The sequence below is a fragment of the Streptomyces sp. NPDC088762 genome, from assembly GCF_044750905.1.
In the GTDB taxonomy this organism is placed as follows: Bacteria; Actinomycetota; Actinomycetes; order Streptomycetales; family Streptomycetaceae; genus Streptomyces.
In genome coordinates, this window is the sequence record NZ_JBIVKT010000002.1 from 605,470 (window position 1) to 628,530 (window position 23,061).

23 protein-coding genes and 3 pseudogenes are annotated in these 23,061 nt (G+C 71.5%); 11 read left to right on the forward strand and 15 right to left on the reverse strand.

Going from position 1 to position 23,061, the window contains the following annotated elements; genetic code table 11:
* Positions 1-195: 195 nt before the first annotated feature.
* Positions 196-1,965, reverse strand: coding sequence for a LuxR C-terminal-related transcriptional regulator (locus ACIP5M_RS07555; protein ID WP_401193188.1), 1,770 nt, complete (start codon positions 1,963-1,965; stop codon positions 196-198).
* A gap of 226 nt (positions 1,966-2,191) precedes the next feature.
* On the opposite strand from ACIP5M_RS07555, the gene ACIP5M_RS07560 reads away from it, so the two are divergent.
* Positions 2,192-4,177, forward strand: coding sequence for an amino acid transporter (locus ACIP5M_RS07560; RefSeq protein ID WP_401193190.1), 1,986 nt, complete (start codon positions 2,192-2,194; stop codon positions 4,175-4,177).
* A gap of 118 nt (positions 4,178-4,295) precedes the next feature.
* A complete protein-coding gene (locus ACIP5M_RS07565; RefSeq protein WP_401193193.1) occupies positions 4,296-4,745 on the forward strand; it encodes an SRPBCC family protein in 450 nt (149 codons plus the stop codon).
* Positions 4,746-4,867: 122 nt separating this feature from the next.
* Here the strand turns inward: ACIP5M_RS07565 and ACIP5M_RS07570 are convergent, their stop codons facing one another.
* Entirely contained in the window at positions 4,868-5,845 is a 978-nt protein-coding gene (locus tag ACIP5M_RS07570) for a GlxA family transcriptional regulator (RefSeq protein ID WP_401193195.1), read from the reverse strand.
* Positions 5,846-5,982: 137 nt separating this feature from the next.
* Here ACIP5M_RS07570 and ACIP5M_RS07575 point away from each other — a divergent pair, with 137 nt between their 5' ends.
* Positions 5,983-6,468 carry a hypothetical protein gene (locus ACIP5M_RS07575; protein ID WP_401193197.1) on the forward strand — a complete coding sequence of 162 codons (486 nt, stop codon included), beginning with the start codon at positions 5,983-5,985 and terminating at the stop codon, positions 6,466-6,468.
* Positions 6,469-6,480: 12 nt separating this feature from the next.
* Here the strand turns inward: ACIP5M_RS07575 and ACIP5M_RS07580 are convergent, their stop codons facing one another.
* The 6 genes and pseudogenes from ACIP5M_RS07580 to ACIP5M_RS07605 form a co-directional block, all read right to left on the reverse strand.
* Positions 6,481-7,986, reverse strand: a complete 1,506-nt coding sequence (locus ACIP5M_RS07580; RefSeq protein ID WP_401193199.1) for an SDR family NAD(P)-dependent oxidoreductase — start codon at positions 7,984-7,986, stop codon at positions 6,481-6,483.
* Between the two features lie 239 nt (positions 7,987-8,225).
* Positions 8,226-8,375 (reverse strand): respiratory nitrate reductase subunit gamma, encoded by a 150-nt coding sequence (locus tag ACIP5M_RS07585; RefSeq protein WP_401193200.1) that lies wholly within the window; start codon positions 8,373-8,375, stop codon positions 8,226-8,228.
* Entirely contained in the window at positions 8,372-8,563 is a 192-nt protein-coding gene (locus tag ACIP5M_RS07590; protein ID WP_401193585.1) for a hypothetical protein, read from the reverse strand. The genes ACIP5M_RS07585 and ACIP5M_RS07590 overlap by 4 nt, the downstream gene beginning before the upstream one ends.
* A 12-nt stretch (positions 8,564-8,575) precedes the next feature.
* Positions 8,576-9,403: pseudogene (narJ, locus tag ACIP5M_RS07595) on the reverse strand (nitrate reductase molybdenum cofactor assembly chaperone); the annotation flags it as partial.
* Positions 9,349-9,999: pseudogene (locus ACIP5M_RS07600) on the reverse strand (molybdopterin-dependent oxidoreductase); the annotation flags it as partial. The pseudogenes ACIP5M_RS07600 and narJ, both read right to left, overlap by 55 nt.
* Before the next feature lie 154 nt (positions 10,000-10,153).
* Positions 10,154-10,903: a ZIP family metal transporter gene (locus ACIP5M_RS07605; protein WP_401193202.1), complete on the reverse strand. Its 750-nt coding sequence runs from the start codon at positions 10,901-10,903 to the stop codon at positions 10,154-10,156.
* Between the two features lie 168 nt (positions 10,904-11,071).
* Here ACIP5M_RS07605 and ACIP5M_RS07610 point away from each other — a divergent pair, with 168 nt between their 5' ends.
* Positions 11,072-12,373: a DUF4241 domain-containing protein gene (locus ACIP5M_RS07610; protein WP_401193204.1), complete on the forward strand. Its 1,302-nt coding sequence runs from the start codon at positions 11,072-11,074 to the stop codon at positions 12,371-12,373.
* A gap of 85 nt (positions 12,374-12,458) precedes the next feature.
* On the opposite strand, the gene ACIP5M_RS07615 is transcribed toward ACIP5M_RS07610, so the two are convergent.
* Together ACIP5M_RS07615 and ACIP5M_RS07620 are read right to left on the reverse strand one after the other, a co-directional pair.
* Entirely contained in the window at positions 12,459-13,016 is a 558-nt protein-coding gene (locus ACIP5M_RS07615) for a hypothetical protein (RefSeq protein ID WP_401193206.1), read from the reverse strand.
* Between the two features lie 194 nt (positions 13,017-13,210).
* Positions 13,211-13,849, reverse strand: coding sequence for a TetR/AcrR family transcriptional regulator (locus tag ACIP5M_RS07620; protein WP_401193208.1), 639 nt, complete (start codon positions 13,847-13,849; stop codon positions 13,211-13,213).
* 123 nt (positions 13,850-13,972) lie between these two features.
* Here ACIP5M_RS07620 and ACIP5M_RS07625 point away from each other — a divergent pair, with 123 nt between their 5' ends.
* Complete coding sequence (locus ACIP5M_RS07625; protein ID WP_401193211.1) at positions 13,973-14,905, forward strand: alpha/beta fold hydrolase; 933 nt, start codon at positions 13,973-13,975, stop codon at positions 14,903-14,905.
* 60 nt (positions 14,906-14,965) lie between these two features.
* Here ACIP5M_RS07625 and ACIP5M_RS07630 read toward each other — a convergent pair whose 3' ends face one another.
* Both ACIP5M_RS07630 and ACIP5M_RS07635 read right to left on the reverse strand, forming a co-directional pair.
* Complete coding sequence (locus ACIP5M_RS07630; RefSeq protein ID WP_401193213.1) at positions 14,966-16,009, reverse strand: hypothetical protein; 1,044 nt, start codon at positions 16,007-16,009, stop codon at positions 14,966-14,968.
* Positions 16,010-16,047: 38 nt separating this feature from the next.
* Positions 16,048-16,206, reverse strand: a pseudogene (locus tag ACIP5M_RS07635) (hydrophobic protein); the annotation flags it as partial.
* 81 nt (positions 16,207-16,287) lie between these two features.
* On the opposite strand from ACIP5M_RS07635, the gene ACIP5M_RS07640 reads away from it, so the two are divergent.
* The 3 genes from ACIP5M_RS07640 to ACIP5M_RS07650 all read left to right on the forward strand — a co-directional run bounded on the left by ACIP5M_RS07640 (position 16,288) and on the right by ACIP5M_RS07650 (position 18,644).
* Positions 16,288-16,734, forward strand: coding sequence for a hypothetical protein (locus tag ACIP5M_RS07640; RefSeq protein ID WP_401193215.1), 447 nt, complete (start codon positions 16,288-16,290; stop codon positions 16,732-16,734).
* 168 nt (positions 16,735-16,902) lie between these two features.
* Positions 16,903-18,006, forward strand: coding sequence for a pentapeptide repeat-containing protein (locus ACIP5M_RS07645; RefSeq protein WP_401193575.1), 1,104 nt, complete (start codon positions 16,903-16,905; stop codon positions 18,004-18,006).
* A 182-nt stretch (positions 18,007-18,188) separates the two neighbouring features.
* Positions 18,189-18,644 carry a hypothetical protein gene (locus ACIP5M_RS07650; RefSeq protein WP_401193217.1) on the forward strand — a complete coding sequence of 152 codons (456 nt, stop codon included), beginning with the start codon at positions 18,189-18,191 and terminating at the stop codon, positions 18,642-18,644.
* Here ACIP5M_RS07650 and ACIP5M_RS07655 read toward each other — a convergent pair.
* Entirely contained in the window at positions 18,626-19,024 is a 399-nt protein-coding gene (locus tag ACIP5M_RS07655) for a hypothetical protein (RefSeq protein ID WP_401193219.1), read from the reverse strand. The two genes, ACIP5M_RS07650 and ACIP5M_RS07655, sit on opposite strands and share 19 nt — an antisense overlap.
* A gap of 226 nt (positions 19,025-19,250) precedes the next feature.
* Between ACIP5M_RS07655 and ACIP5M_RS07660 the strand changes: the two genes are divergently transcribed.
* Entirely contained in the window at positions 19,251-19,601 is a 351-nt protein-coding gene (locus ACIP5M_RS07660; RefSeq protein WP_401193222.1) for an STAS domain-containing protein, read from the forward strand.
* A 108-nt stretch (positions 19,602-19,709) separates the two neighbouring features.
* On the opposite strand, the gene ACIP5M_RS07665 is transcribed toward ACIP5M_RS07660, so the two are convergent.
* Positions 19,710-20,552, reverse strand: a complete 843-nt coding sequence (locus ACIP5M_RS07665; protein WP_401193225.1) for a tyrosinase family protein — start codon at positions 20,550-20,552, stop codon at positions 19,710-19,712.
* Positions 20,549-20,962: a tyrosinase family oxidase copper chaperone gene (locus ACIP5M_RS07670; RefSeq protein WP_401193227.1), complete on the reverse strand. Its 414-nt coding sequence runs from the start codon at positions 20,960-20,962 to the stop codon at positions 20,549-20,551. Before ACIP5M_RS07670 ends, ACIP5M_RS07665 begins: the two co-directional genes overlap by 4 nt.
* Before the next feature lie 265 nt (positions 20,963-21,227).
* Here ACIP5M_RS07670 and ACIP5M_RS07675 point away from each other — a divergent pair, with 265 nt between their 5' ends.
* Together ACIP5M_RS07675 and ACIP5M_RS07680 are read left to right on the forward strand one after the other, a co-directional pair.
* Positions 21,228-21,701 carry a carboxymuconolactone decarboxylase family protein gene (locus ACIP5M_RS07675; protein WP_401193229.1) on the forward strand — a complete coding sequence of 158 codons (474 nt, stop codon included), beginning with the start codon at positions 21,228-21,230 and terminating at the stop codon, positions 21,699-21,701.
* A 314-nt stretch (positions 21,702-22,015) separates the two neighbouring features.
* Positions 22,016-23,053: a PP2C family protein-serine/threonine phosphatase gene (locus ACIP5M_RS07680; RefSeq protein WP_401193232.1), complete on the forward strand. Its 1,038-nt coding sequence runs from the start codon at positions 22,016-22,018 to the stop codon at positions 23,051-23,053.
* The last annotated feature ends 8 nt before the right edge of the window (positions 23,054-23,061 follow it).

A 23,061-nucleotide genomic window follows, 5' to 3' on the forward strand; every position in this document is an offset into this window, starting at 1 on the left:
GTTCCGGGGTTGGTTCCGGGGTTGGTGCTGGTGCTGGTGGTCATGGCCGCCACCTGCCTTCGTTCGTGTGCCTTCTGTTGTCTCCTGGTCCGCTTTCCGTTGTAGGCGCCGGGCGGGCGGCCGCGCATCGCCGGAACCACCCATTTCGGGTGAGCGGGCCGTGGGCGGAACAGCCCATGCGGGACCGGCGGGCGCTCAGACCAGGCCGTGCGTGTACGCGTAGGCGGTGGCCGCCGCCCTGGACGAGACGTCGAGCTTGGCGAAGATGTTGTTCAGGTGGCGGGCCACGGTGTGCTCGCTGATCGTCAGCTGGGCGGCGATGGACCGGTTCGTTCCGCCCCGTGCCACCAGCCGCAGCACCTCGGTCTCCCGTGCGGTCAGCTCCCCGGCGCGGAACTCTGCCGTCCCGGCGAGGAGGGCTGCCGCCCGCCGCGCGTCCGGCACGGCGCCGAGCCCCTCGAAGACCGCCTGCGCGGCCCGCAGCTCCATGCGGGCCCCGTCCAGGTCGCCCGCCGCCCGGTCGGCGGCCGCGAGGGTCATCCTCACCTGCGCGGCCTCGTACGGAACCACCAGCTCCAGCCAGAGCGCCAGTGCCCGGTGCAGCAGCGGCAGGGCGGTGGCCAGGTCACCCTCGGCGAAGGCCACCGCGCCGCCCGCCGCAGCGGCGCCGGCGTGCACGGGGGTGGCGGCGGAGGCGCACCGCCGCTGCCAGGAGTCGGCGAGGCGGGCCAGCTCCTGGGCCGCCTCTCGGGCCGCGTCGACCCGGTTGAGGGCGAGGGCCGCCTCGGTGCGGGCGGCGAGCAGCCGGCACCGTTCGAGAGGCCGCCCCGGGTCGCCGCCCTCGGCCGTACGGCCCGCCTCGACGGCATCTACGGCATCGGCGGCATCGGCGGCCTCGCGCGGTGCGCGCGCCGCCCTGGTGGGCAGCCACAGGGCGCAGGCCGCGGCCTCGGCCTTGCCCTGCGCCAGCCGGAGCAGGGCAAGCCCCGGCTGCGGATCGCGGCCGAGCTCGTGTGCCCGGGCGTAGGCCGCCTCCGCCTCCGGGTACGCGCCGCGCCGCCGCTGGATCTCGCCGGTGAGGTAGCAGGCCTCGGCGGCGATCCGCGGTTCGTTCGGCAGCAGCTCCGCACAGGTCCGCTCGGCCTCGGTCAGGGCCTGCGGCCAGGCGCCGCGCAGCTCCAGCACCTCCACCCGGTGGACGCGGCACAGGCCCCGGAAGTTGTTCTCGTGGGGCATGGAGGCGCACCAGGCCATGGCGGCCTCGGTCCATTCGGCGGCCCGCCCGAAGTCCGCGCACGCCATGCACTGCTGCAGGCCCAGGCAGTAGACCCAGCCGGTGAAGAAGGAGCTGAGTTCCCCGGCCGCGGCGGCGCACATGGCCTCGTCGAGCACCCCGAGCCCGTCGGCGACCCGCCCCCGCGCGAGGAGGACCGCGGCCTGCGCCTCGAGGCCCAACGCGTACAGGTCGGGGCTGCCGCACCTGCGGGCCACGGCGGCCATCCGGTGGGCGGAGGCCGTCGCCTCCTCGAAGGCACCGCGCTCCTGGGCCTCCCGCGCCTCGACCCAGGCCAGGAAGCACTGCTCGACGCATTCGGGTTCGCCGCGGAGCTGTTGACGGGCCCGGCGCAGCCAGCCGGCCGCCGCCCCGGTCCGTCCGGCGAGCCGGCACTCGTAGAAGATCATCCAGGCGCAGTACCCGGCCCGCCGGGCGGCTCCCGCGGCCGCGTAGCCGGCGTACGCGGCGGCCCGCGCGGCCATCGACTCCTCGACCCGGCCGGTCCACCAGGCCGCGTCGGCCAGCGCGGCCAGGTCGTCGGGGGCCAGCCGGTCCGGCGCCACGCCGCCGAGCAGGGCGTACGCCTCCCCCCACGCCTCCCGGGCGATCGCGTTCCGCGCCTGCCGGACGGTGCGGAGGGCCGGCTGCGCCGCCGTCGTCCGTGGCTCACTGCCCACGTTCACCAGCATAGGAGCGCTGCCCGGCGGTGAGGCACCCGGCGCAGGTCAGGGGCCCGGGCCCCCGTCGGGGCGCCGCCCCCGGCGCGAACGCGGGCGCGGCGCCGATGCTGCGGTGTGTTTCTGCTGGTGATAGACGGTGGCGGTGGCGGGAAGCCGCATACTCAGTGATCGCGTCCTGTGGTGGGCGCGGACGGTGTGCGAGAGCGCTGCGCAGCGAGTGGAAGTGATGGGGGACATGAACGACGACGTGAACGGACCGGTTGTGCCGGAGGTGGTGGACACCCCGGCCCTCCGTACCCAGCCGACCGGTGGCCTGGCGCGGTGGATGCTGCGCCATCAGGTGCAGCCGGTCGGGCCGGCGGCCGGTGAGGCGCACGCGGAGCCGCACGCCTGGTGGAAGGTGATGTGCCTGACCGGCGTGGACTACTTCTCCAGCCTGGCCTACGTACCGGCCATCGCCGCGCTCGCGGCAGGGGCGGTCTCGCCCCTCGCGACGCTGCTGATCGTCGCGTTGACGCTCCTGGGCATGCTGCCGATGTACCGGCGCGTGGCCAAGGAGAGTCCGCACGGCGCCGGGTCGGTGGCGATGCTGGAGGACCTGCTGCCCTTCTGGCGCGGCAAGCTGTTCGTACTGGTCCTGCTGGGGTTCGTCGCCACCTCGTGGATCATCACCATCACCCTGTCCACCGCGGACGCCTCCGTGCACGTGGTGGAGAACCCGTTCTTCCCCCAGGCCCTGCACGGCCACGAAGTGGCCCTCACCGTCGTCCTGCTGCTCGTGCTCGGCGGGGTGTTCCTCCTGGGGTTCAGCGAGGCGGTCAAGGTGGCCATCCCCCTCGTGGCCGTCTTCCTCGCGCTGAACGCCGTGGTCATCGGCGTCGGCCTCGCGGAAGTGCTCAGCACGCCCTCCGTGTGGTCCGCCTGGATGGACGCCCTCACCGAAGGGGGAGGCGGCTTCGGCCATCTGGCGGGGCCGGCGCTGCTGGCGTTTCCGCTGCTGGTCCTCGGCCTCTCGGGATTCGAGACCGGCGTCAGCATGATGCCGCTCGTGGCCGCCGACGGCGACGACGAAGAGCAGCGGCTGCGCTCGCGGATCCGCAACACCCGCAAGCTGCTGACCACCGCCGCGCTCATCATGAGCGTCTACCTGCTGGCCGCGAGCTTCGTGACGACCCTCCTCATCCCCCACGAGCAGTTCGAACCGGGAGGCGCGGCCAACGGCCGAGCGCTGGCCTGGCTCGCGCACGAGCACGTCGGGGAGGCGTTCGGCACCGTCTACGACATCAGCACCATCCTGATCCTGTGGTTCGCCGGCGCCTCGGCGATGGCGGGGCTGGTCAACATCGTCCCGCGCTACCTTCCCGGCTACGGCATGGCCCCCGAATGGGGACGCGCGGTACGCCCCGTGGTGATCGTCTACACCGCCCTGTGCGTCATCATCACCCTCGCCTTCGACGCGGACGTGGACAAGCAGGCCGGCGCCTACGCCACCGGCATCCTGGCCATGATGGTCTCGGGTGCCTTCGCCGTCACCGTCTCGGTCGTACGCCGCCGCAAGCGCGCGACGGCCGTCGGCTTCGCGCTGCTCACCGGGATCCTCTTCTACGCCCTGGTCGCCAACATCGTCGACAAACCCGACGGCATCGCCATCTCCGGCCTGTTCATCCTGGGCATCATCGTCGTCTCCCTCATCTCGCGCGTCTCCCGCACCACAGAACTGCGAGCCGACCGCATCGTTTTCGACGCCGATGCACGCCGCTTCCTCACCGACACCCTCGCCTACGACCAGGCCATCAACATCATCGCCAACCGCCGTCAGGCCGGCGACGAAGCCGAGTACTCGGCCAAGGAGCACGAACAGCGCGGCACCAACCCCGTTCCCGGCCGCGCCGACGTACTGTTCCTCGAGATCGACGTGGTCGACCCGTCCGACTTCAGCGACACCCTCACCGTCCAGGGCGTTCAGGTCGGCCCCTACCGCATCCTGCGCGCCGAGGCGCCGGCCGCCCCGAACGCCATCGCGGCCATCCTCCTCGCACTGCGCGACACCACCGGTGTCAAACCGCACTGCTACTTCGCCTGGGCCGAAGGAAGCCCCCTGCTGCACATGTTCCGCTACTTCCTCCTCGGCCGCGGCGACACCGCGCCCGTCACCCGCGAGATCATCCGCAGCCACGAACCCGACCCCGACCGCCGCCCCGGCATCCACGTGGGCGGCTGACGTCACCGCCCGCATGGAGTCGATGCACCCGGGCATGGGCGCGGACAGGGGTCGAAGCCCCTGGGCCGGCCCGGGCACCGCGCGAGCCGGCCTCCTCGAACAGAAGGGAAGTTGTGACATGTCGAAGGTCGAAGAGTCCGTCGAGGTCGACGTCCCCGTGCGCACCGCCTACAACCAGTGGACCCAGTTCGAGACCTTCCCGAACTTCATGGACGGTGTGGAGCGCATCGACCAGCGCACGGACACCATGACGCACTGGGTGGCGAAGGTCGGCGGTGTCACCCGGGAGTTCGAGGCGGAGATCACCGAGCAGATCCCCGACGAGCGGGTCGCGTGGACGACCCTGGGCGGGGAGGTCAAGCAGGCCGGGGTGGTCACCTTCCACCGCCTCGACGATGTCCGGACCAAGGTGATGCTGCAGCTCGACTACGACCCGGACGGCTTCGCCGAGAACGTCGGCGACAAGCTCGGTTTCGTCAAGCGGCAGATCACCGGAGACCTGAAGCGGTTCAAGGAGTACATCGAGGACCGCGGCCGCGAAACCGGCTCCTGGCGGGGCGCCGTCTGACCCGCGCCCCTCGCCGCCGGTCTCGGCTGCGCCCCGTTGCCGCATGGGCAACGGGGCGCAGCCGCGTACGACGGGGCGTGCTGAGGTTCCCGCCCCTCAAGCCCGCTGTGTCACGGCCGGTTTCAGTGCGACGGCCGGCGCGTGGTGTGGGCTTCCCGGTACCGCGACGGGGGGATGCCGTAACGGCTGGTGAAGGCCTGTCGGAGGGTCTCGGCGGAGCCGAAGCCGCACCTGGCGGCCACGCTCGCCATCGGCAGCGCGGTCGTCGCCAGGAGCTGCGCGGCGGCCTCGGCGCGGGCCCGGCGTACGAACCGGCCGGGCGCCTCACCGAGGTGTTCCAGGAACAAACGGGTGAGGTGGCGCGGGGTCACCCCCGCGAGAGCGGCCAGCGCCGAGGTGCTGAGGTCGCCGTCCGGGTGGCCGCTGATGTGGTCGACGAGCCGCCGTACCAGGTCGTCACGGGGTGGGGGAACGGCGGTGAAGAGGCTCACCTGCGCCTGGTTGCCCGGGCGTTGCAGGTAGGTCACCAGATCGCGCGCGACCTGGCGGGCCAGCTCGGCGCCGTGGTCCTCCTCGATGAGCGCGAGGGTGAGGTCGAGCGCGGCGGTGATGCCCGCCGAGGTGCAGACGTCACCGTCGCGGATGTAGATCGGGTTCGCGTCCACGGTGATCTCCGGGTGGCTCGCGGCGAGCCGGGCCGCGAACCGCCAGTGGGTCGTGGCGCGACGGCCGTCCAGGAGCCCGGTCGCGGCGAGGACCGCCGCTCCCGTGCACACGGAGGCCACCCGCCGGCTCTCTGTGGCGAGCCGGCGGACGTGTCCCACGAGCCGGGCGTCGGCGGCAGCCTTCTCGAACCGCACGCCACCCGAGACGATCAAGGTGTCGAGCGGGCCGACGAGTCGCTCCAGTGACTCCTGGGCGTGGAGAGTGAGTCCGGAGCCGCACACGATCGGCGCGCCTCCCGGTGCCGCCAGGACCACGTCGTACGGGCGGGCGGGGGAGCCGAGCCGGTTCGCCATGGCGAGGGTGGTGGTCACGCAGGCGATGTCGAGCAACTCGGCCGTGTCGTAACCGACCACCACCATCCGCCGAACCGTCATACCGGAGACCTTATGCCGGAAGGACCGGTACCCCAAGGTTCGGGACATGGCTGCGGCCGGGACGAGCGTGGGCCACCGGTCCGGCGGGACAGTGCACGTGACGCACCACGTTCCCGCCGTCCCGCCCTGGAGCCAGCATGACAACCGACCGTACCTGCGGCAGCCGTGCCGAGACGACCCCGGTGACCGCCGGCAGCGCCACCGCGCCGGGCCGCCCCTCACGCGTTCTGCGAGCGCTCGTACTCCGCTGGCCCACCTGGCTGGGCCTGGCGCTGGTGGCCGTCACCTTCGTCGACGGCGCCCCGTCCCTGAAGTTCCCGGCGAGCCTCCTCGTCGTCATGCCCGTGTGCTACCTGGCCTTCGGCGCGCTGCGCGGGGAGCTCCGCCGACCGGGAGTGCTCCCCGTGCAGGCGGCCGCACTTGCGGCCTTCGCCGCGCTCGCGCTGGTGTCGTTCACGGTGGACCGGACGGCCGGCCTGTACGTGGTCGCGGGCGGCTGGTTGCTCCACGCGGCCTGGGACTTCGCCCACCACCGCGTGGGCAGGGTCGTCCCGCGAGCCTGGTCGGAGTGGTGCGGCGTCGTCGACCTCTTCGGCGCGGTGGCGATCCTCCTGACGGCCTGACCGGGTCTGAGATCACCATGCGACGTGCCGGTAGTCCTTGAGGAGGACGCCGTGGATGGGCGTGCCCGCCTGTCCTTGCACGATGGGGTGGTAGATGCGGGCTGCGCCGTCGACGATGTCCAGGGGAGGACGCCATCCGGTGGCGGCGTGCCGCTCCCTCGCGGGAAGGGGCTTTTCGTCGGTGACCCAGCCGGTGTCGACGCTGCAGGTGTGGATGCCGCGGGAGGCCAGGTCGGCAGCGCTGGTGCGGGTGAGCATGTTCAGGGCTGCCTTGGCCATGTTGGTGTGGGGGTGGTCGCTGGTCTTGTTCCGGACGGTGAACTGCCCTTCGACGGCCGAGACGTTGATCAGGTAGCGGTGGGGGTGCGGGGACGCGTCCAGCAGGGGCAGCAGGCGGTCGGCGAGCAGGAACGGTGCTACGGCGTTGACCAGCTGGACCTCCAGCAGCTCGACCGGGTCGACCTGTCCCAGCCGCAGCGTCCAGGAGTTGGTGTCGGCCGTCTCGGTCAGCAGGCCCGCCTCGTCGACGGCTTCCTGTCGCAGCGCCGCGGCCGCCGGCCGGGCGGCCGAGGGCGTGGTGCCGGCCAGGGCATGACGCGGTTCGGACTGGGGGGTGAGTTCTGTCGTCCACGGGAGGGGCGCGGTACGGGCGTTGGAGGAGAGGAATCCGGGAGCAGTCCAGATCCGAGCCGTGGGGAGCGAGTCCTTCGCGGGGACCTCGGCGGCGACCAGTGCGCTGTAGGCCCGAGGAGAGCGGCGCAAGGTCTGGGCCGCGTTGTTGATCAGGATGTCCAGGGGCAGGCCCTCGGAGAGCAGATGGTCGGTGAAGGCGAGGACTTGCCGTGGATCGCGCAGGTCCAGGGCGGCGATCCGCAGCCGGTGCCACCAGTCGGCGGCGCCGGGCGCGGCGGCGAAGCGGCGTACGGCATCGCGGGGGAAGCGGGTGGTCACGGTGAGCTCGGCCCCGTCGCGCAGGAGCATCAGAGCGGCCTGGTAGCCGATCTTCACGCGTCCGCCGGTCAGCAGCGCACGCCGGCCGGTCAGGTCGGTGCCAGCCGTGCGGCGGTTGAAGTTGTCCTCCGCACACTCGGGACACAGCCGGTGGTAGAAGTGGTGCACCTGCCGGTAGTGGTTCTTGCACACGTAGCAGCGCTGCGGGCGGTTGAGCAGCGCGAGCGGCTCGCCGCTGCCCGGGACGCTGTCCGGCGACGGGCGCTTGGAACCCGGGCCGGGCTGAAGCCCGATGTAGTCCCGAACGCTCAGGCCGTGCCCGGCAGGGGCGCTGGTGGGCAGCGCGGCGTCCATGGTGCGCTCGGGAGCGCCGGTCGCCGTGGTGGCGAGCAGCTGCGCGTCGGCTGCTGCCCGCTTCGCCCGCCCTTGAGCGCGGCGGCGATGCCGTCCGTCGCGGACGAACGCCTCGGCGGCCCTTTCCAGCAGACGGCGCTGCGCATCGTCGACGGGGAGTTGCCGTGCCTGGTGCAGCAGGTCCAGACAGGTCTGCACGAGGTTGCTGTCCATCGGCGGACGTGGGGTGTGAGTAACCGAAACAGCTGCCTGCACCAAGGTTCCTTACTCGAACATGTGAGCGCGTCAATGCGTGCTCATGATGCAGGACCGCTGCGACCTCCGTCACCCGCATTTGATGGCGAACTGCCCGCGGCCGAGCACCGCGTGCCGCCGCTCCCGACGCGTGGCACGCGCACCCTTCCGCGTCCCCGCCGGCCCTCGCGGACCGGGCCCCGCGGCGAGCCCGGCCGCTACTCCGCCGGCCCCGCCTTGTTCACGCGGTGCGCAGCACGGGTGAAGCCGAAGCGGTCGTCGTGGTAGCGCCAGGCCGTGCCGGCGACGAGTACGACGGCGACGATGTAGGGCAGCACGCCCCACAGGGCGATGTGCAGATGGTTCACCGTCGGTACTCCTCAGCGGCCTGCGGGCGCAGGGTGGGGAAGGGCAGCAGTCCCCCGGTCTCGGTGGGTGGGCCGCTGCGCGCCAGGTGCAGGGCCGCCGCGCGGTCGGCCGGGGAGGGGCCCGGCAGCGTCAGACAGACGGCCTCGAGGACGTCGGCGTACGGGCTCCCGTGCTCGGTCAGGGCCATGAGCAGCAGTTCAAGGGCCGCCCGGTGCTCCTGGAGGGCGGTGCGCCCCGGCCCGGGGCTGCGGGCGGCGAACTCGAGGGCCAGGGGCAGGAAGTCGAGCAGTTCGTCGGCGGGGGGGCAGCCGTGCTCGCGGTAGAGCCGCCGCCACCGTACGAGGGCCTCGCCGCGGCGGCGGGTGTCGCCGTCGGTGTAGTACGTGAGGTGCAGGGTGCGGCGGCGGCTTCGGTCGAAGGTGTCGACGTAGCGTGCGGACGGCTCGAGCTGCGGTACGCCGGCGACGGCCGCGCAGAAGCGGAGCAGGAGCCCGGGCTCTTCCCCGGGCAGGCCGGCGAGGGCGCCGCGGACGAGGTCGAGGCGCCCGTGCCAGTCCTCGTCGGGGTGGGTCAGCAGCAGTGAGGCGGCCTGGTGGAGGGCGGCGGTGCGGCTCGTGACCCCTCCGGGCGGGGGAAGAGGCCCGACGGGGTGCCCTGGCCGTTCCAGTTGAGCAGGTTGACCCGGCCGTGCAGCGGCCCGGCAGGCCCAGTCGCCGCCGATCCGGGCCCGGCGAGCGGGGCGTGGAAGGTGTCCGCGGTGTACATGCCGGGCCCGCCCTCCCCGTCGAGGCTGCAGCCGGCCCCGGGGTCGGCATGGTCGGAGTGCCCGGCGGTGTAGCCGGTGGGGATGACGTAGCGGTCCTCGTACTTGGCGATGGCCGGCAGCCGGTACATGGCCTCGATGCCGTCGCCGTCCATGCCGACCGACCGGGCGATGGCGGGGTCCTGCTCCTCGCCGAGGTTGACGCGGCGCACGTCGGTCTGGTCGCCGAAGACCTGCGGAGAGGCGATGGGCAGGTCCGCGCACCAGTCGTAGAAGGTGAGCATCGGCGCGCCGAGCAGGGCGTGGAATCGGGCTCCGACGGCGTGGGAGGCCATCGACATCGCGGGGATGGGAGAGAAGCCGGCGATCCGGTCGGGCCCGTGGGCGCGCAGGGTGTGGACGTGGGCGGCGGCCGCGATCTCCAGGGCGGTAGTGATCTCCGCCCAGGCGGCGACGGGGTCCCCGACCAGGCGCTGCTTCGCCTCGCGGTACATCTCCACGAGCACCCCGCGGGCGTGCGGGTAGCGGACGCGGGTGGGCGAGTAGGTGTACCAGGAGAAGGAGGCCCCGCGCGGACAGCCGCGCGGCTCGTACTCCGGCCGGTCGGGGCCGGTCTAGGGGTAGTCGGTGGCCTGCGTCTCCCAGGTGATCAGGGCGTCCTTGACGTACACCTGCCAGGAGCAGGAGCAGGAGCAGGAGCAGTTGACCTCGTGGGTGGAGCGCACCACCTTGTCGTGCGCCCAGCGTTCGCGGTACGGGGCGTCGTTGACGCCCTGATCGGTGCGGAACACGGCCCGGTCGTCCGGCGTCCGGGGTGCCTTCCCGAGCAGGCGCCCGGCTTGCAGCAGCCGGTCCGTGATCGCGTCGGCCGCGTGTTCCGTCGTTGCCCTGGCCCTGCCGCGCTTCACCTGGTGGCCCCGCTCGGGAGGCAGCGGAGCCGGCACGCAGGGGGGAACCGGCCGACTCGTGGGTGGGTCGGGGCCGAGGCCGCCACGCGGGGGCCGCCGCGCCCGGTCAGCCGTGGGACAGCATGAATGCGGTCAGGAAGCCGAGCACCGTGGTGAAGCCCGTGAGGAGGTGGGCCTGCTCGAAGGCTTCGGGGATCATCGTGTCGGCGATCATGGCGAGGATCGCTCCCGCCGCCAGCGCGGTGATCGCGGCCATCGTCGTGCCGGAAGCGTCCCCGAGGAGCGTGTATCCGGCCAGGGCCGCGAGTGCGCTGATCACCGCGATCGCGGACCACAGCGTGAAGACGTAGGTCCGGCTGCGGCCGGCCCGCTGCATGCCCGCTGCGCTGGCCAGTCCCTCGGGGAGGTTGCTGATGAAGACGGCGGCCACCGTGGCCGTGCCCACGTGCCCGCCACCGAGGAGGCTGGTGCCGATGACGACCGATTCCGGGACGCCGTCCAGGAGCGCGCCCACGGCGATCGCGTTGCCCGAGCCGGGCTGTTCCCGCTCGGAAGGCTGCTGGGAGCCGGAACGCTTGCGATGGCGGGCACCGTACCGGGACAGCAGCACGTTCGCGGCGGAGTACAGAGCCGCACCGGCCACCGCCCCGGCCGCCGTCGGGACCGTACCGCCCAGCTCGTGGGCCTCGGCCATCAGGTCGAAGGAGACCGCGGAGATGAGCACTCCGCTGCCGAACGCCATGATCAGGGCCACCCACCGCGGCGGAACGGAAAGGAACGATCCCGACGCGGCTCCCACCAGGAGCGCTGCTCCTGCGAAAAGCCCCCATCCGCCTGCCGCCAACGCTCCGGCCATGACCATCCCTCCCGTTCGCCGTCCCTGTCGGTAGATCACCTGCCCGGTGGCGGCGCGCCCATCCGCCGGCACGCATCCGCACGGCCCCGTGGGGCCGTTGTCACAGGCGGCGGCTACCTTGCAGTTCAACGCACGGCGGAGGAGCCGGGCACGGAACGGGGAGCCGCAATGGTCGTCGAGGTGGGGTACGCGCAGGCGTGGGACCTGGAGGCCCGTGCGCCCTGGCGGCCCATATCTCCCGGTGAGGCACAGGAGCGGGATGCCGCCGGGCTTCCGTACGTCGTGGTGTACCGGACGGAGGGCCGGCAGGCTCCGCTGGAAGTCCGGCTCGTCTCCTGGCAGGACCACTACGTCGGCCTCCGGGTCTACGACGCCCAGGGCCGCCGCACGCACGACCTGGACATGCGGCTGTTGGACGACCCGGCGCGGCTGCTGCGCCGGTACTCCGTCGGTTGGTACCACACCGGCCCTGACATGGCCGAGTCCGACAAGGAGTGCCCGAAGATCACCGTGGACCTCCTCCCGGACGGGAGGGGCCGGCGGAAGGAGGAGCGCCGGGGCGCGCTCGGAGGCTCCTACGTCACCACCCCCAGCCTGAGCGACGACGAGCGCTGGATGGACCGGCCCGCGTTCGGGGAGTGGCCGTTGCTCTCGGCGCAGGCCCAGGGGCTCACGGAGCCGCCGGCCTTCCGGACGGCCGGGGGAGCCGATCCCGGTGACAGTGAGAGTGACAGTGACGGCCACGGCGAGGCCCCTGCCACCTGTTGGCGGCCGCCGCGCCCCGCGCAGCCCGGGCCGATCAACGAGCTGTTCCGGCCCGGGGTGCGCGTGACCGACGGGTACCACCCCGAGATGACCGTCGTGGAGCCGCGCCGGGTCGGCACCCTGCGCGTGCCGAGCGGGCTGCTGGCCGTCTCCGGGCCGGACATCGACCACGGCGACGGGCCGCACATCACGCTGCCCGTCCCGCCAGGGGAGTACGTGCTCGAGGAGGCGCAGGTCCGCCACCGTTACCACTGCGAGTGGGAGGGGGCGCAGGTCACGCGGACGGACACCACGGCCGTCCGCCTCCGCGTCAGTGAAACCCCCGCCGCGTCCTGGGAGATGGCCCTCAGACCGGGCGACGACCTGCGCCTGTTCATCGACGACCAGATCTCCGGCTTCGACACCGACGGTGCCACCGGCTGCTTCGCCGACGCCGGCGCCTGGGGGTCTCTCCTCGCGCTCTACGAGAAGGGGCTGATCCAGGGGGACCCTGACGCGGCCGAGACCATCAGCGACTCCATGTACATGCTGCGCACCCGGGACCGGGCCTCCGGCGCCGAGCTGGTGGCCTTCGCGACGACCGCGGACGGCACCTATCCGGTGTGGGTGGGCCGTTGCGCGGCCGGCGAGGTGGTCGGCGTCGTGGTGCTGGTGGAGGGCATGCCTGCTCTGCTCCCGCAGAAGGGGACCGAGGCGGACGCCTGAGCGGCCGGCGGCCACCTGCGCGGCCAGGCCGGGGGACCGGCCCGGACACCCCGCCCCGGCAACCGGTGGCGCAACGGGAGCCGGCCTACGCGGGCGGGGTCGTCCGGAGGGCTGCCGAAAGCGCGGGCAGGGAGTCGACCGACGCGTACACCGTTGTCGCGTCCACCGGTCCGGCCGCACCGAGGTCCAGGCGGACCGGCGGGTCCAGGTGCACGGCCAGGTTCAGCGAGCCGTCCACCGAACAGGCCACCACTCCCGGCTCGCCCGGCACAGGTCGCGGGCCCCTGCCCGGGACGGTGCGGACCACCGGCGAAACGGACCGGACCGCCGAGCGGGGCAACGTCACGTCCCCGAGGAAACCGGTCCGCAGGACCAACCGCTCCGCATCCACCCCGTGCGGATGCCGGAGCACCGCGGCCACCAGGGCCAGGCCGGCCAGCACCAGCAGCGCCTCCGTCGCCGCGTGCACCGGCCGCGCCGCGGGCGGCAGCATCGAGGACACCAGGAAGGCCACCACGATCTCCATGGCGACCAGCGGCAGCACCAGCTGCCGCAGCCCTGCCGAGTGCCGCAGTCCGGACACCGGCGGACGCCGCATCAGCACCGCCACCAGCGACCCGGCCCACACGCGCACGATGCCCATCCTCGTGGGCCTGGCCGTCACCGTCCCCACCGCACAGCCCGCCGCACTCACGGCAGCACCCCCTGCTCCTCGTCCGGTCAACTCCCCCAGACTCGGGCAGGTCCGGGGCAGAGGTAAGTGACAAACGTCAGCGCAGGGGTTCCGGCCATGTCAGGGCGCCCTCGGCGGCCGGGCGTTTCGTACGCGGGAGAGCGTCAGAGCCGGCCCGTCCGGGGGGTTGCCGACGTTCCGGTGGTCGTGAAGATCCGGTCCAGGTGGTGGCGGAGTACCGCGATGGCCGACTCGGGATCCCGCTGGCCCACGAGGATGCTGGTGCCCATGGTCGCCGTCATGGCGAGCAGGCTGATCGCCTCCACGCGTGCATCGATGCCCGCATCGGCGAGGCCCGCCTCCCGGGCCTGTTCGAGGAGACCGGTCACAGCGTTCTCCGCGGCGTCGGGGTTGTCGATGAACGGCTGGGCGGCCAGCGCCTCGTCGGTCACGGACAGGATCGCGTAGGAGCTGTAGAGGAGGTGGAAGGTACGGCTCTCCTCGTCGGTCGGGAGGGAGGCCAGCAGCAGCGCCTCGATGGTCGCGCGGGGGCTCGGTTCCGGACCGGTGGCCGCCAGGCGGGCTCCCACCCGCGCGGTGAAGCGGTCGGTCAGGCGCTGGAGCCCGTGGAAGAGGAGTCTTTCCTTCGTTTCGAAGTAGTACTGCACGAGGCGGAGCGACACGCCGGCCTCCGCGGCCACGTCACGCATCCCGACGGCGTGCAGGCCCTGACGCCCCGCGACCCGGATGAGGGCCTCGGCGATCTGTGCACGCCGTTCCTCGTGATCCACGCGCTTCGGCATGTGCCGGTGTCTCCGTTCGTTGCTGGGGGTTCGCGTACCGAGCTCCCGGGCCCTTTCATGGTACCGCCGTACCAAATTCATGGTACGGTCGTACCATCAAAAGTTGATCTCCGGAGGTGCCCCGTGCCCGAGAACGCCACCCGCGCGCGACGCGACGTCGGCCGCTACGTCAACGACGCGCTCCGCGACCGGTACTTCGCCGCCGCCGACGTGCTCTACGCGATGGGAGCGCCCATGCGCTCCGAGACGGACGTCGAGACCAGCTTCGGCACCACCCACGTCTACCGGTACGGCCCCGAGGACCCGGCAGCCGAATCCCGTACGCCGATCGTCCTGATCCACGGCGCGGGCTACTCCTCCGCCATGTGGTACCCGAACACCCGGGGGCTCAGCCTCGACCGCCCCGTCTACGCCCTCGACACCCCCGGGGACGCGGGCCGCAGCGTTCACCGCGAACCCATGTGGCAGCCCGAACGGGCCGCCCAGTGGATGGACGAGGCCCTCGACGCACTCGGCCTCGACCGGGTCCACCTCGTCGGCTCCTCCTACGGCGGCTGGCTCGTGCTCAACCAGGCCCACCGGCGCCCCGGGCGCCTCGCCTCGGTCACCGCCCTCGACCCCGGCGGCCTCGAGAAGGTGGGGCTGCGCTTCTTCGGCTGGGTCTTCGTCAGCCTGTTCGCCACCTTCGCCCCCAAGGCGCTGCGCCCGCGGCTCGCCGCCTGGCTGGACCAACCGGTCCTCGCCGTCCCGGAGATGCGGAAGTGGATCCAGCTCGGCGCCCGTGCGTACCGGATCCGCCGCCCCGCACCCCTGCCCCTGGCCGAGGACGCGCTGCGGTCCATCCGGACCCCGCTCTACGTCGTCATGGGCAAGCACAGCCTGCTCGTACACCCGAAGCGGCAGCTGGAACGCGTACCGCGCCTCGTCCCCGGGGCCCGCGCCGAAATCATCGCCGCGACGGGCCACGGACTGCAGATCGACCACCCCGAGGTGGTCAACGCCCGGCTGCTCGCCTTCATGGAAGACGTCGACTCCCTCGAACCCGCCACGACGTAGGCCCCACGGCCGGTCACACCGGGCGCCCCGCGGGATGCGGCACGAGCAGCCGCACCACCCCTATTGCCCGCCCCAGTACGCGGCGCGCACCTCCCCTTCCGCGAAGTCCCGGCGCGGCAGGCGCAGACCGAGGGATTCCTCCAAGGCGTGGAAATACAGCTCGTACGTGTTCGTCAGTTCGGGGTGGTCCAGCTCGGCACGGCGCACGGCACGGTTGAGGAAGTCCAGCTCGCCGCCGCGCAGATAGGGGGCACGCCCGCGCTCGTACCACAGCAGCTCCAGCACCCCCCAGTCGTCGTCGACGAGGCGGCCGTCCCTCATGTACGTGAAGGTGTAGATGGCCTTCACGGAGGTGGCGGTCAGCCACACGCTCTCCTTGATCCCGAGCGCCGCGTACGCCTCCTTGTCGGCGAAGGCCCCCGGCGGTGTGTCGTGGTGCAGGAGGAACGTCCACTCGCCTGCCTGCCCGAAACAGCAGCTCTCCCACTGGCGGTCCCAGTGGGCCCGGCCGTTGTCCACGGCCTGCAGGTCCTTCAGGCGCGTACCAGCCGCGACCTGCACGGGATCGGCCCCGTACAGCAGGGCCAGCCGCTCGGCGTCGACGGTTCGCCCGGGCTCCGCACGGAAGAACGCGAGCGTCGTGTACGGGTCCTGCTCACGCCACGACCTGGCTATCCAGGCGAGCCCCTCCAGCGGGTCGCGTCCGCACGCCGCCTCAACCGCCCCCGTGTCGTCCAGACCGCCACTGCGGAACCGTCTGCCCCACACTGGATCGATCCGGCCGAGCGCGTCGGCCACCTCCTCGAGGCTGCCGCCGCGCCGGCGTATCGCGGCCTCGGCGATCAGGTAGAGCACCTGATCGAGGTCGCGGGTGGCGAAGACCTCGCGGTACGGACCGTGATGGCCGCGCACGGTGCCGTCCGCGTCCAGCAGCAGGCACAGGCCTTCGTCCTCACCCTCCGTGGTCTCTATGGCGCGCTCGGACAACTCCTCCAGCTCGTCGCCCGAGACCGCCACGGGCGGCAGCCCCACCCCGTGGAGCGGGGCGTGTCCGGCGGCCCTCCGCTGCCAGGCCTCCGCAAGTGTCTGCTTGGTGATCTCCATGGCGCCAGCATAGGAAGGGCCACTGACAACGGCCGCTCCCAGCGGTACCAGCGCCCGCTGCCCCCCTTCGGAGGGGACAAGAACCCGAGCAACCGGATGACCAGTACGGCGATCGCGACCCACCACACGATCTTGACCGCGAAACCGGCGCCGAAGAGAATCAGCGCGAGCAGATGGACGAGGAGCAGGGGGACCATGGTGATGAACCTCCGCAACACCGCTTGCCCGCGCAGCCGTTCGACCTATGTGGCGCCTTGACCGGGCGTCGGATAACGGCCTTGGCCATGGGCGTACTGCTGGCACTCACCGGGTGTGGTGGCGGCGCCGACGAAGCGTCGCCCGTCTCCTGGGAACGGCCCTGCGACATGCTGCCCAAGGCCGTGGTGGAGAAGTCGGTCGGGGTTCCGCTCGTGGCGACGGGCTCCGAAGGACGGTACGGGTTCGAGTGCCGCTACCGGCCGCCGCATACCTCCGAGGACTTCTGGACGGTCTCCTTCAGGTCGGACACCGCCGGCACGCAATGCTCCGAGCCGAAATCGCAACCCGCGCCGGAGATCGACCCCGACGCGTACCAGATCGACGACGAGGGACGTGTGGTCGTCGGGGGTCCCTACCACGGCCACTGCCTGCGCATCGCGGGCTACGGCAACCGGCTCGACGGATCCGAGGTCACCGTCGCCTCTGCCGCCGACCTGCTCCGCACGGCCAGGAGCCGCATGAAGTGATCAGACGGCCGCCGGACGGGACTTCCGGCACCGCCGCGGGTCTGACAGGAAGGACTGTGGTCCCGCGGCGGCAATTCTTCCGACGTCATTCCCTGATCTCGGTGCCGGTTCTAGGCTGACGGTGTGGCGGCCAGGGGCGAGCGTTCAGGTCCGGATCCTCGTAACGTGATGCGCTGGCCGCTGAGCCTGCACGTCGGCCTCGTGCTGTTGCTGTCCGTCCTTACCAGCGGCATCGTGGCGGGAGCTCTCTGGCTGCTCCTCGGTAGGCCCCCGCTGCGTGTGGCCGGACCACTCAAGCCCGGAGACGTGTACGACGGCCTCAAGATCGCACTGGCGATCGTCGCCGGAACCGGCGGTGTAGTGGCTCTCGTCGTCGGCTACCGGCGCCAGCACCTCAACGAGGTGAGTGAGCAGAGGGAGCACAACAGGGCCTTCACCGAACGCTTCGGGGCCGCGGCGGACCAGCTCGGAGCAGACCAGCCCGCGGCCCGGATGGCGGGCGCGTACGCCATGGCCCGTCTCGCCGACGAATGGCGCCAGGAGCGGCAGACTTGTATCGACGTGCTGTGCGGTTATCTGAGGATGCCTCATTCCCCGGAGCCTCCAGCCGACGAGCCGGCCCTCGCCGTCTGGCGACGGGAACGTGAGGTCCGCAAGACCGTCCTTCGGCTCGTCGCAGCACATTTACGAGACGACTCACCCGAATCCTGGCAGGGCTACGACCTGGACTTCACGGGCGCCGTGCTCGACGAGGCCTCCTTCCGCGGTGCCCGCTTCACCGGCGGCGACATCATTTTCATCAACGCGCTCTTCGTTGGCCACGATCGAGACCAGGTGGTCTTCGACGAGGCCGAATTCGCCGAGGGGAGTCATGTCTACTTCCGCCTCGCCGAGTTCCGCAGCGGCACCATCCGCTTCGACCGGGCCGTCTTCAGCGGCGGCTGGGTCACCTTCGACAGCGCCCGCTTCACCGGCGCCCGTGTGAACTTCCGGGATGCCGTCTTCACCGCGGGGGAGATCCGATTCGAGGACGCGGAGTTCTCCGACGGGCTCATCGACTTCGCCGGATCCACCTTCGCGGGCACCGTCATGGACTTCGGCGAGCACCATCTCCGGAGCCTTCACCACACGGTCCCGCCCGCCCGCTTCAACGGCGCCGTGGTCGATCTCTCCCACCCCGGCACGTTCACCCACCCCCCGCGCTTCGGCCGGCTGGAAGCCCCCCAGGGGCTCCTGCTCCCACCCGGCACCAACATCTCCCAACTGCCCTGAAGCCCTCGCGGCAGGTCCCCGAACACGTGCCGGCACCGACCGGCCCCGGCCACCCCCGCGAAGGGGCGCGGTTGGCCGGCTGGTCCCCCCGGGGCCGTCAGGACCGCGGACGCAGCCGAGGGGGTCCGCCGACCAGACGGCTGAGACCGGCCACGCAGCACTCCGTCTGCCATCATGCTCGAATGGCCCGAGACATAGTGTTCTTCCTCGCCCCTGACGACGAGACGGCCGCCTTGACGCGTCTGCGGGGACCTGGCGAGGACTTCGAGTCTGTGACCTGCCGTTTTATTGAGCCGGACAGCGCCATCGCCGAGTGGGACATGTTCTTCGAGGCGCCTTCGGCCGAGGCCCCGCCGCTTGAGCAGCTCTATGCGTGGCGGCCGTGGCCGGAGTGGGTCACCGCCCCGTTGAATGATGGCATCGAGGTGTTAGCTCTGCCGAAGCGGCTGACCCGAGCGCTCGGCAAAGCGAGTTCCGCCGAACTCGAAGGGCTCGCCAGCCGCTGGACCGCGCGTCTCCGGTCTGAGGACGGCGACGATATGACCGACGATGATCTCCTTGCGGTCTTGCAGGGCGTTGCCCGCCTCGCAGCGTCTGCGGCGCATACGGGTGGCGGCCTCTACAGCTGGAGCCTCTGACCGTCCTCCCGCGAGGGCCGCTCGTTCTTGACGCCGATGCATGCCAGGAGTTCGGTCCCAGAGGCGTCGAAGTACAGGGTGAAGAACCAAGATCGGTTTGCTGCGACGATGTTGCCGGTACGCAGTTGCTCGTCGCGGTGCCGAGCGCGGAGGATCTCAACGGTCTCGTCAAGGCCGAGGGTCGTCAGGCCGATCTTCAAGGACCGTTTCAGCCTTGTTGCAGCAATGCCGAGGACCATCCACTGTGGCGGCTGGCCGTCGTAGAGCACCACCTCGCCGCCGGCGGCGATGGCGTCGCGTGCTGCCTTGCAGGCACTGGTCTGGTCTTTGAGCATCGCGGTGATGTCCGGCTGACTCGGGTTCTCGTCCTCGTTGGCCATGGGGCGACTGTAGGGCGCGACGGGGCGTACCAGCCCGAAGTCGCTGGGCGCCGGCCTTCGACGTTCGACAGAACTGCTGCGCATGCGCTGAACCAGCCACCACGCCGCCCGCCCCGGGGCGGGCACCCGGCCGGGGCCCAGGCGTGGGGGGCGGCCGAGGCTGGTGTCGTGCTGGTGGACGCCCGCCGCCGGGCCTACGGTGGGCGGACTGGCGAGAGGACCCCGCGTGCAAGGCGATGACCAGAACGGCAGAGAAGGACTCGAGGTCGAGGCCCACGACGGCACGACCGTGGTCCGCCCGTACGGGGAGATGGACCTCGGCCGGGCCGCGGACTTCCGCCGGGCACTCCTGAGCGCCCTGACCGACGCCCCCCGGCCCCAGCAGGTGGCCGTCGACCTGCGGCACCTGGCCTTCTGCGACTCCTCCGGGCTCAACGCCCTCCTGCACGCACGCGCCCTCGCCGCCGAGCACGGCCAGAGCCTGCGCCTCGTCGCGCCGCAGCTCCAGTTCCTGCGCCTGCTGGAACTCACCGGCGCCCTGCCCCTGTTCACCATCGAACCGGATCCGCCCTTCTGACCGCCGAGGGCTCGCCTGCGGACAGGCCCGGAGCGCGGGGGTGCGGCCGAGGGAGCCGGGATCGCGTGGACGACCGTTCGCGCGGACCACACCCTCGGGCGAACCGTGCTACCGCTTGCCGCCGGCGGCCTCGGTGTCGAAGGTGTAGAACCTGCGGTGGTCGAGCATGTCGGCCGGGGTCACGTTGTTCCACGGCGCCATGGTGGCGTGCAGGTCGACCACGTTCGGCGTCGGCGTGGCGGGGAGGTAGGTGGACTGCGGGTGCCGGGCCTGCCATTCGGCCCAGAGCATGTCGATGAAGGCGTGGTGCATCCAGAAGACCGGGTCGTTGGGAGACGCCGCGGTGGCCATGTGGCCGCCGATCCACACGTGGACGCGATTGTGCAGATTGACGCCGCGCCAGCCTTCCAGGTGGTTGCGGAAGCCGTTGGAGGAGCTGTTCCAGGGGGCCGTGTCGTACTCGGGCATGGCGAGTACGGCGTTCACCTCCGCCTTGGTCGGCAACTCGGGCGTACCTGTGCCGAGGGTGCGCCGCAGGTACTGACGCTGGTCCACCCCTACGGTGATCGCCCACTTGCCCGCGGAATGGGCGAAGGGCCCGTCGAGCACCTGCCCGTCCCGGGCCCGGCTGGTGCCGCCCATGAAATCCGCGGCCCAGAGGGAGGAGGCGGGGGTCCGGTCGACGGTCCAGTCCCAGTAGGGGATCGAGACCTTCGGATCGACCTTCTGCAACGCCGCCTCGAAGTCCAGCAGGAAGCGGCGGTGCCAGGGGAGGAAGGACGGGGAACGGTGACCGATCCGGGCCGCGGAGTCGGAGTCCGTCATGAGGAAGTAATTGTGGGCGTTGACGTACCGGTCGTAGACGCCGGTCCGCTTGAGCTCGAGCACCGCATTGGTGAAGGCGCGCTTTTCCTCGGCGGTGAGCTTGGCCTGGTTCTTGCGGACGATCACAGCTTGACCTCCTTCGCCACGAACGGAACGAGGGCGGCGCCCTGGAGATCGCGGACAGCGGCGCGTGCGGCCGAGACGGGGTCCTTGAACGTCTCGTAGTGGTTGACGACGGTGACCCAGCTGCCGTCGGCATTGGCCATGAGGTGCAGCTCGTTGCCATCGATCGTGATCTTGGGCATTCCGACGCCGTGGTGGCCGCCGGCGCCGAGGGTGATCTGGATGCGGCGGCCCTCGTAGACCTCGTCGATGCCGCCGGTGGGTATGGAAACGGGCGAGGCGGGCGCGCCGGCCGCTGGGCCGGTGGCCGAAGCGGGCGAGGACGAGGGCGAGGACGAGCAGGAGGTCAGTCCAAGTGCGAGTGCTGCGCCGGAGGTTATGCCAAAGACCTGCCGACGGGTGATCTTCTTCATGGCTTGAATAGGTATCAGAGGGGGCTGACCGGCCGATCAGTGCCCCGGACATCCGAAGCTCGACCTCGCCATGGGCAGGCGCCTGTCAAAATCGTCGCCCCACCGAAGCCGGCGGCAGACTGCACACGGCGCTCCGGCAGCAGGGCAGCCAGGGTGGCCGGCTCGCGCTGAGACGTGAGACCCACGTCACAGCCCACCCATGTCACAACTCCCGGGCCTGCCTTGTCAAAGCGGTGTAACCGTCCACACGGCAACGGAGCGCATCATGGAAGCACGCCTCAACCCCTTCACCAACCCCGTCCTGGGCAAGGTCCTCAAGCACGTCGTAGCCGCTGGCAAGGCCCTCGAAGGCTCCACCCTCCCGGCCGCCACCCAGGAGCTGGTGAAGCTTCGCGCCAGCCAGATCAACGGCTGCGGCTTCTGCACCGACATGCACTTCAAGGACGCCGTGCACGCCGGCGAGTCCGCGGAGCGGCTCAACCTGGTCGCGGCCTGGCGGGAGGCGACGGTGTTCACCGAGGCCGAGCGCGCCGCGCTGGAGCTGGCAGAGGAAGCCACCCGCATCGCGGATGCGGCCGGCGGCGTCCCGGACGCGGTGTGGGCGAACGCCGCCAAGCACTACGACGAGGACCAGCTGGGCGCCCTGGTCGGCGTCATCACGATCATCAACGCGTTCAACCGCGCGAACGTCATGCTCCAGACCCCTGCCGGGGACTACCAGCCGGGCCAGTTCGGGTAACGGCCGTACGCTGCGGCGAACGGGGCCCGGGTGACCCGTTCGCCGCAGACGCCCCCGGGCGTCACCCCCTTGGCGGCTCTCCCCGGAGCGGCGGCATACTGTGTGGTATGGCGGCCTGCGGCAGCCTCGGTGCGACGTACGGCCCACCTCGATCCGCAGGTCCATTGTCCAAACAGGTGTTCGGGTGGCGCGGTCCGTACAGGCGGGCGGCTCCGTCCGTCAAAGCGCTGGACCCCCTTTACATGGATATTCTGTGAAGTGTGATCGAGTCCGGACGGCCGCGGCTCCGCCGTCGCCACGGCCCGGGGAGACTTGTGCGGCTGTCGCCGGTCATCCTGACCGTCGTCATCGCCAGCCTGGCGTACACCACTCCGCCGGAACTGGCCTTCAGCCGCCTCCTGCCCGCGGCACCGGCCCTCGCCGCGGCCATGTGGCCGGTGCTCCCCACCGTCCTGCTCGGGACGGTCTGCCTCTTTCTGATGATCGGCCTCAGCCTCGTCTTCCCCGATCTGGGTACGTGGTGGACGGCCGCGGGGATCATCGCGGTCACCGTGGCCGCCGCCTACGGGAGCCATGTCCGGCTCCAGCGGGAGCGCACCCTCTTTCAGGTGCGGCTCGTCGCCGACGCAGCGCAGCAGGTGGTGCTGAGCCCCATGCCGCGCCGCTTCGGCAGCGTCGAGATCGAGTCGCTGTACCTCGCGGCCGCGGCGGAGGCCCGCATCGGCGGGGACTTCTACGAGGTCGTCGACACGCCGTACGGGGTCAGGCTGCTCATCGGCGACGTGCGGGGCAAGGGCCTGCCGGCAGTCGGGGCGGCAGCGGCGATCGTCAACGCTTTCAGGGAGGCGGCCTACGGCGAGGCGGACATGGTCAGCGTCGCACGCCGACTGGACGCGAGCAGCACCCGTTACAACGCCGCCTTTCCCCCCGAGGGGCCGATGGAGCGCTTCGCGACCGCCCTTCTCGTCCAGATCCCGCACGGGGGCAGACACATCGACATCCTCAACTGCGGCCACCCCCCGCCGATGCTCCTGAACCGCAGGGAAATCCGCGTCCTCGAGCCCGCCACCCCCTCACCCCTGCTCAGCCTCGCGGAGCTGATCGGTGATCACTACAACGTCGACACCTACGACTTCGCCCCCGGTGACCTGCTGCTCCTCTATACCGACGGGATCGCCGAGGCCCGCGCCCGCGACGGCGAGTTCTTCCCGCTGGCGGCCTGGATGCGCCAACAGCCCCCGACACCGCCCCGCGAACTGCTCACGGCCCTTCACCGCGACCTCCTCCACTACAGCAGAGGACGCCTTGACGACGACATCGCCGCCCTGGCCGTACGCCTGTCCGAGCCCTGAGCCCTGAG